Raw genomic sequence first — 7806 nt, 5'->3', positions numbered from 1 at the left:
GATCATGGCAGAGCTGAAAAAAAGCGGTGGTGTGATTGAATTAGGCGACAAAAGCTCCCCTGAAGAAATTTATCATCGTTTTCAGATTAGCAAAAGTGCATTTAAGAAAACCATTGGCTCATTATACAAAGAGCGTTTAATTGTGCTTTCTGATGATTCGATTCGGCTATTGACGGATGATGATGCTGAATAAAAGTCTGTAATTTCTGAAACCATGTAAGACATTTGAACTCAGATGTCTTATATGGCGAGCTAACTGCTTAAAGACTAGTTTAAGTTAAATTTATCGTTTTTAATTTTTACCATATTGGATGCTGAAATGATTGATACAATCATGATTCCGATCATTACAGCTAAAATGCCTTGGAGGGTAGAATAAATTTTAGTTCCTGAAACAAGGATTTTTGAATCTTTAATCAGCTCATCTCCTACTTCTGATTGGATTTTAATTAGGGCAGAAAGTTTTGCCAGGGTTTGCGTGGCTGTACTTCGCCCAATGGAATCGTAAATTTGCTTTCTTTCATAACCATTCAAACCAAGCATTTTGTTTTCCAATTGCTGCTGAACAAGCAAAGCAGTTTTCAAATCATCAAGGAAAGTTTTTTCCTGTTTTACCAGAAATGTTAATTCATATTTATTGATTACCGAATCGATAATCCTATTGTGCCTGTTAATTTTAAATACACTTCCAAATGAATGAGTTTCAGCATCAGTCAGGGCATCCTGTAAAATCGCATTTTTGTGGTAAAGGTTTTCGGCGATGAAATATAAATCAGTTGCTGGAATCAACCTGTCCTTGTGCATAGAGATAAATGATTCATTAATCTTCGATACACTTTTATCTTCTAAAAAACGGATAAGCAAAGTGCAACACATAATACAGAAAAGAAAGAATGCTACTTTAAGCTTATTTTTTAAACTAAATGCGAATTTCATAGGGTTTTCATTTTATTAAAAATAATCTGCCTGAGCCGTTTTGGCAAAGAGCTGTGGCGCAAAGTTTACCAGGTAAAGTTCCTTTTTGGCTCGTGTAACAGCGGTATACAACCAGCGAAGAAAATCCAGATCAATCATCTCTTCGGTTAGATAGCCCTGGTCTGCAAAAACGGCATCCCATTGACCGCCCTGAGCTTTATGGCAGGTAACCGCATAAGCAAATTTGATTTGCAAAGCGTTATAAAACGGATCGGCTTTAATGGCCAGCATTCGTTCCCGCTTGTTAGCAATGTGCTCATAATCCTCATTCAAACCATCGAAAAGTTTCTTATTTTGATCGTAAGGCAGGTTTGCCGATTCCAGATTCAGAGTATCCAACATCACTTTGCAACTAATTTGTCCCGCAGCCGGAAAATCCAAGAACTCAAGCGTAGCATCGGCAAAACGAAAACCATAACGCCCCTCTTCACCACGAACGCGAATAACTTTGGCCATATCGCCGTTGGCAATAAAGGCAGTTTCCTCGTTTTCGGGCAACCAAAAATAATTGTTTCGAACCACCATAATTTGGTCGCCACCCGTTAGTTCTTCTTCGCGATATAGTAATCTTGCCCTGATTTGTTGGTTATAAATATTGGCCGATTTGTTAGAGCGGCAAACTACCAAAGTATTCTCGATACCAAATTTTCGGTAGGCATATTCCAGCCCTTCAACCAGCCGGGCCCCAGCCATATTGTAGATATCCTGGTAATTTTTAGTTAAAAATTTAGGTAACGGATTTTCAGGATTTTTAGCAATCTGATTCCTCAACATGGTAGCGTTAGCTAAAATCCCTGATTTCTTTTCCTGCCTCACTACTTCTTTTAATTCTACAGAAGTTATTGTTAGCGCAAATTTATCTTTCAAATATTGTTCGTTCAGAGCCGGGCTATCTAGGCTCCCAACTGGTGGCAATTGTGCCGTATCGCCCACAAAAAGCAGGAAACAATTTTTAGTGTTGTATACAAATTCCAGCAAATCTCTCAAAATCGAAGAGCCTGTTTCGTTAAATTCATCTGCAATCATTGAGGCCTCATCAATAATGAAAAGCGTATTTTCTGATAAATTTGGCGCAATTTGAAATTGCATTTCCGGCGATGCAGCAGACCGTTTCCGGTAAATTCTTTTATGGATGGTTAAGGCCTTCCGCTGTGCATAATGACTCATCACTTTGGCCGCCCGCCCCGTCGGCGCTAATAGTTCGCTTCTTAAACCAAATTTACCCAATACTTTTACCAACGCAGCTACCGATGTTGTTTTACCTGTACCTGCGTATCCTTTTAAAACAAAACACCTGAATTCATCATCGTTCTGCAAAAACCTCGACATCCGCTCGCAAAAAAGCAGTTGCTCTTTAGTAGGCAGGTGTTCATAAGCTTGGGCAATAAGTTGACTTTTATCGATGTACATGGATTATTTAATTATTCAATTGTTAAATGGCGCTATAGTTAAATTGTTTTTAAAAGCCACAATTTTAGTTTTTGGAAAGCAATTGCAATGCTAATTGGTTGCGATAATCCGTCTTTCCGCTATATCCCCGATATAAAATCGGGGGATGCCGCTGCAATACGGTTTAGGTGGCAAAGATAAAACACTTTTGAAAGCAACTTCCTGCAAAATGCCTAAGCACTAAATCATCCACCGAGCTAAGCCTTACCACCCTATCTCACTTTTACTTAAACTCTTCCTTAAAATTTTTGGGGGGGGATGCAAAATCGAAGCCTTACTACTAACTTAAATACAAAATTTTCAGCCGGACGGGACAAAAGAACTTAAGAAATACTTCGCACCTCGCAATAACGACTTTTCCATTATAACAACAACGTTTCAATGCGATGCGCCATCACCATTTTCTGCTGTTTACTCCAACTAAAAATGGTAAAATGTCCATCCTGCGATGCAACCAAACCAATCGCCTGCGGCTGGTCGTTAACAAATTGTGCTACAGAAAAATGCCTTGTTCCACCCAGTTGCCCGGGGTACAAAATTTTATCCTCGCCACCAACAATTGGTTCCGAAAACGCGATCTGCTCTACAGTCGGCTTACCTTTCGCACGTCCAATCTTGGCACCAAAAGCTATCAAATCAAATTCTTCGTTAATAATGGTCGCACCATCAACAGCAGTTAAGCCTGCGAGATGCTCCACTTCTCTACGTAAAGCACCCTGAGAAAAAATTTCACTTTGGTTACCACTTTGTTTTGCCAGGTTTGATAATCCACAGAACGGAGGTTCTACCAGGTATTGTATGGGGTGAATAATCGACTCTTCCCACTTCGTATCATTTTTCGGCACAATCAATAATGCACCACCTCGCCCATGGCTACGCATAGAAACAGAAAACTGGATTAAAATATTAATCGGGTCGTTCCAGCTTGCAAGCACCGTCAAATCAAGCAAAGCTTTTAAAATCGGCGGACAATCGCGGTTCCCGCATGAAGTATCGTCTACAATTCTAATCTGCTCTCCTTTTAGTACAGCCACATTAGTATATTTTCCGATGCCGTAAATACGGCGGTGTTTAATTACAATAAGCCCAGGTTCAGAAACATCTACAACAAAGCAAAAGTTGGGAATATTCAAGGTAGTACCCCAAATATACAGTTCGCCGTCTTCCTCCCAAACCCCCAGGTGAATTCCTGAACGCTCAATACCGGGTGCAATTTTAGTTAGCGTATTCGCATTTAGCGGCAAAGGCTTGGCAAATTTTAATGGTTTCGAAGTTTGCGAAGGCGGTAAAAAAGCAATAGAAATGCGAGGTGAATGCCCCTCCTCTTTCCGCAAGCTACTCCAGAAAGCAACATCAATCAGCGCCTCTATCGTTTTCTTATCAGGCTGGGTAGCCAAATCCAACTCTCCTTGCGCCTTTGCATTTGCATGTAGTTTAACAAAATGTTGCTCAATTTTACCTGCAACCGTGTTTGCTGCTTTATAAGTAGGCTTGTAACTCATGTGTCGAATTTAAGCTGAATATTTCAAATTTCAGATAAAGGAAAGGTATGATTTTGGTAAAAAGATTGCGTTTGATTTGACCTTAATAAAAGCCAGAGTCGATCATCACGAAAGGCAAAAAACAAAATTTGAATTTCAGATTTTTGCGGTTTAAACCATTTAATAGTTGATGCACTAGTTTGACCTCTTTGCTAAAAAACTTTGTAGCCTTTGCAGTTAATATTTAAAAAACTCTATTTTTGTTTTAATGAGTAACAACAGTCTTTTATTGGTCGATCCGAATTTTAAAGCTGATGCATCAGTAAATTGCCATTTATTGTTAAAAATAACGAATGACAGTTTTTCGTATGCGGTGATAAATAAGGAGTCGGATGAGATTAATGTAATTTTCGATAAGCAGGGATGTGAGGATGTTGAGCAGGATTTAAAGTTTGCTTTCGAAACTGATGCTCACTTAGCTCAATCGTATGGCGCTATCAAAGCTGCAATTCATACCTCAAACTTCATTTTTATTCCTGATGAATGGTTTGATCAAGAAAACCTTTCCGTTTATACGAAATTCATGGGTTCTGAGCGTAAGATCTACACCAAACATCATGATGAACTAGGCTTTAACACCCTATTTTCTCTGGATGAAAAGGTTGAAGAAAAACTTCCTGAAAACACGGTTGTTTATCCCCAGTCTTCGCCCTTGCTTGCTTTATCCGGCCATTTATCTGGCGATGCATTGCTGGTAGATTTTACGGCTACTTCGTTTAATGTGCTCTTTGTAAAGAATAAAAAAATCACCTTTCAAAACCATTATGAGGCAGAAAATGCTGAGGAATTTAATTACTTCTTATTGTTAATTATTGAGCAACTAGGATTAACAGAGTCTGTCCCGGTGTACCTGCAGGGCATTATTAACGAAGACGATGAGTATTACAGTACGCTTCTAAAATACTTCAATAATCTATATTTCTTTTTTCCCGCAGGAAAACAAAACAGTGAGTTATTGGCTGATATGCCTAAACACTATTTTAGCGGATTGCTTGCTTTGGATTTATGCGAATAATTGGAGGCAGATTAAAAGGAATTCGTTTACAGCCGCCAGCGAATTTACCTGTACGCCCAACTACTGATATGGCAAAAGAGGCGCTTTTCAATATTTTAAACAATAGGTTCGATTTTGAAACCTGTACTGTTCTGGATTTATTTTGTGGTACAGGAAACCTGACTTTTGAATTTGCATCCCGTGATGCTGAAAAGATTTTGGCTGTAGACATGGATTATGGCTGTGTAAACTGGGTTAAAACAACTGCCAGCAAATATGAATTTAAGCAGGTGGAAGTGCGTAAGGGTGATGTTTTTAAACTGCTAAAACAAATGACTGGTGCCTACGATTTAATTTTCGCCGATCCACCTTATAATATGCCTAACATTCCGCAAATTCCGGTGATGGTTGCCTCACAGCAATTGCTTAAACCAGGTGGTTTACTGGTTGTGGAACACCAAAGCAATATGAAACTGAATAGCCAGCCGGGATATACCGAAACCCGTAAATATGGTAATTCGTCATTCAGTTTTTTTGAGTTTAGTTAACCGCAAAGAACAAAAAGTTCTTCGCAAAGAAGAAAAGCTAAAATCCTTAACTATTAAAGTTGTTATTTCGAGCGAGCCTGAAAATCTTTCTAACTAGCAAACGCATCTAAATTTCTCTCCAAAAAGTTTAGTCCTTTCCTACTTTCTGAAATACAGCCATTTTAGCATAAGCTGTTTTAATCTTTCTCTTTTACACTTAAAAATCTATATTTGAATGATGAAGATAGCGCTATTTCCAGGTTCATTCGATCCAATCACCATTGCACACGTTAACATCTTGCAACGTGCCACTCCTCTCTTTGACAAGATTGTAATCGGAATTGGTTTAAATAGCGCCAAGCAAAACTTCCTAAGCGCCGATCAACGTCTACATATTTTAGAAAAAGTTTTCTATGGTTATCAAAATATCGAAATCCAAACTTACGAAGGTTTAACTGTCGATTTTTGCCGTAAAATTAATGCCACTTATATGGTTCGTGGCATTCGTTCAGCATCGGATTTTGAATATGAAAGAGCCATCGCTCAAATCAACCAAACCATGATGCCTGAAGTAGAAACCATTCTGCTATTAAGCAAACCTGAATATTCTGCCATCAGCTCAACCATCGTTCGCGACATCTTAAGAAATCATGGAGATGTAAGTCCATTTGTGCCTAAAGAGGCCTTGGATTTTTTATATAAACCTTGATTTTAGGAATATTTTTTATAGCTGGTGTAACGTTTTCCAAAACAGGTTACTTATTGAGTAAAACTACTAAAGTATGAAAACTCAATTTGGAATTCTTGATGTTGTGGCAACAGCCATGTTTCCTGATGCTTTTTACTTCGCTCATCCAAAAGCCTAAAATGAACGAAACTGAAAACATATTTCTTTCTCTCATCAATCAGCATAAAGCGATTATACATAAAGTTTCAAAAATGTATATGATCGATGCTGAACAACAGCGGGATTTGTTTCAGGAAATTGTGATGCAGCTTTGGAAAGCTTATCCAACTTTTAAGGGCAACAGCAAGTTCTCTACGTGGATGTACCGTGTAGCGCTAAATACGGCATTAGTTTATTTCAAAAAAGATCATCGAAAAGTGGATAAAACGCCACTTAATGAGAATATTGATGTAATTGATACCGACGATAGCGAAGCGAAGGAGGAAAGGTTAGCTTATCTCTACAAAGCTGTTCAGGAATTAAATGCAGTTGAAAAAGCATTAATCTTTCTTTTCCTGGAAAATCAATCACACCGGGAAATTGCCCTAAACCTAGGAATTAGTGAAGTAAACGCCAGGGTAAAACTTAACAGAACAAAAGAAAAATTACAATTCATCATAAAGAAAAATGGTTATGAATTTTGACGATTTAAAAAACGATTGGCAGGCTGATCAATCATCCGAACCAAACATCTCAAAAGATTTACTTGAAATAAAGCAAGCCAAAACACCTATTGATATCCTTCGTAAAAAGATGAAACATGAGTTTAATTACCAGATTGTTGCATTAATTTTAATGGCCGCATTTCCTTACTTATTTGGTTTTTCGCCTCAGATGAAATTAATATTTCTGGCTTTTTATGCGATAACATGTGGTTTTACAGCTCATTATTTTTTCAAATTCTACCGGTTTTATAAGAATTCATACGATATGACCATGGATAGCAGAAAAAGTATCCTTTGGTTTTTCTATGAAATGAAATTAAATATAGAGCTCTACAAAGCACTCACATATATCATTGCTTTTATATGGATGAGTTTTATAACGGTTTATTTACTTATCGAAAAAACTGGTGCGATAAATAGGGTGTTCGCAAAACTTTCGCCAACCTACATACTATTAAACTGTTTTATCACCATCGTGATTATTGGCGTGATTACCGAACTCTGGGCCTGGTATTATTATGGAAAGTATTTAGCCAGGGTTAAAAAAGTGGTAGATGATTTGGATGATGAATAAACATTTCGAACAAATCCTCAGCATATATGATTCTTCATTCTTGCTAGCGCTCGTTTGAAACGAGCGCATAATAGTGTTTTGATTTAATCGCAATTAAAAAAAAGCTTGTGTATCTCAGTGATACAACTGAAAGATCGGTTTTGGGATTACAAAATTCCACCTGCCCTTAACACATCCATAATCGATGGGAAAGTATTTTTTACCACTGGTCCGATATGATTTTTATCTAACCAAACCGCCTCATCAATGCCTTCTTCTTTTTGAGGGATCAGTTTCGGTTCTCCTTTCACTTTCATTTTATACCAATTAGTTTTTTTAATCACCATCTTCGAACCCATGGGATAGTGTGTACGT

General features: G+C 37.8%; 8 protein-coding genes and 2 pseudogenes. 6 read left to right on the top strand and 4 right to left on the bottom strand.

Annotated features, from left to right (window positions below; genetic code table 11):
- Positions 1 to 193: pseudogene (locus tag ON09_RS21005) on the top strand (CvfB family protein); the annotation flags it as partial.
- 74 nt (positions 194 to 267) lie between these two features.
- Here the strand turns inward: ON09_RS21005 and ON09_RS21000 are convergent.
- From ON09_RS21000 to ON09_RS20990, 3 genes are all read right to left on the bottom strand, one after another.
- Positions 268 to 936 carry an MCP four helix bundle domain-containing protein gene (locus ON09_RS21000; RefSeq protein WP_010603038.1) on the bottom strand — a complete coding sequence of 223 codons (669 nt, stop codon included), beginning with the start codon at positions 934 to 936 and terminating at the stop codon, positions 268 to 270.
- 15 nt (positions 937 to 951) lie between these two features.
- Positions 952 to 2385 carry an ATP-dependent DNA helicase gene (locus ON09_RS20995; protein ID WP_010603037.1) on the bottom strand — a complete coding sequence of 478 codons (1434 nt, stop codon included), beginning with the start codon at positions 2383 to 2385 and terminating at the stop codon, positions 952 to 954.
- A 401-nt stretch (positions 2386 to 2786) separates the two neighbouring features.
- Positions 2787 to 3926, bottom strand: coding sequence for a putative sensor domain DACNV-containing protein (locus ON09_RS20990; protein ID WP_010603036.1), 1140 nt, complete (start codon positions 3924 to 3926; stop codon positions 2787 to 2789).
- Positions 3927 to 4173: 247 nt separating this feature from the next.
- Here ON09_RS20990 and ON09_RS20985 point away from each other — a divergent pair, with 247 nt between their 5' ends.
- The 5 genes from ON09_RS20985 (at position 4174) to ON09_RS20965 (ending at position 7452) form a co-directional block, all read left to right on the top strand.
- Positions 4174 to 4980 (top strand): DUF3822 family protein, encoded by an 807-nt coding sequence (locus ON09_RS20985; protein ID WP_010603035.1) that lies wholly within the window; start codon positions 4174 to 4176, stop codon positions 4978 to 4980.
- A complete protein-coding gene (gene rsmD, locus ON09_RS20980; protein ID WP_010603034.1) occupies positions 4971 to 5507 on the top strand; it encodes a 16S rRNA (guanine(966)-N(2))-methyltransferase RsmD in 537 nt (178 codons plus the stop codon). The genes ON09_RS20985 and rsmD overlap by 10 nt, the downstream gene beginning before the upstream one ends.
- A 217-nt stretch (positions 5508 to 5724) precedes the next feature.
- A complete protein-coding gene (gene coaD, locus ON09_RS20975) occupies positions 5725 to 6195 on the top strand; it encodes a pantetheine-phosphate adenylyltransferase (RefSeq protein ID WP_039843079.1) in 471 nt (156 codons plus the stop codon).
- A gap of 158 nt (positions 6196 to 6353) precedes the next feature.
- Positions 6354 to 6857 (top strand): RNA polymerase sigma factor, encoded by a 504-nt coding sequence (locus ON09_RS20970; protein ID WP_010603032.1) that lies wholly within the window; start codon positions 6354 to 6356, stop codon positions 6855 to 6857.
- Positions 6847 to 7452 (top strand): hypothetical protein, encoded by a 606-nt coding sequence (locus ON09_RS20965; RefSeq protein ID WP_010603031.1) that lies wholly within the window; start codon positions 6847 to 6849, stop codon positions 7450 to 7452. The genes ON09_RS20970 and ON09_RS20965 overlap by 11 nt, the downstream gene beginning before the upstream one ends.
- Positions 7453 to 7598: 146 nt before the next feature.
- Here the strand turns inward: ON09_RS20965 and ON09_RS20960 are convergent.
- Positions 7599 to 7806 (bottom strand): annotated as a pseudogene (locus ON09_RS20960) (NUDIX hydrolase); the annotation flags it as partial.

The organism is Pedobacter agri PB92 (assembly GCF_000258495.1).
In the GTDB taxonomy this organism is placed as follows: Bacteria; Bacteroidota; Bacteroidia; order Sphingobacteriales; family Sphingobacteriaceae; genus Pedobacter; species Pedobacter agri.
The sequence above is the reverse complement of the archived record's forward strand: the minus strand, read 5'-3'. Positions and strand labels throughout refer to the sequence as shown.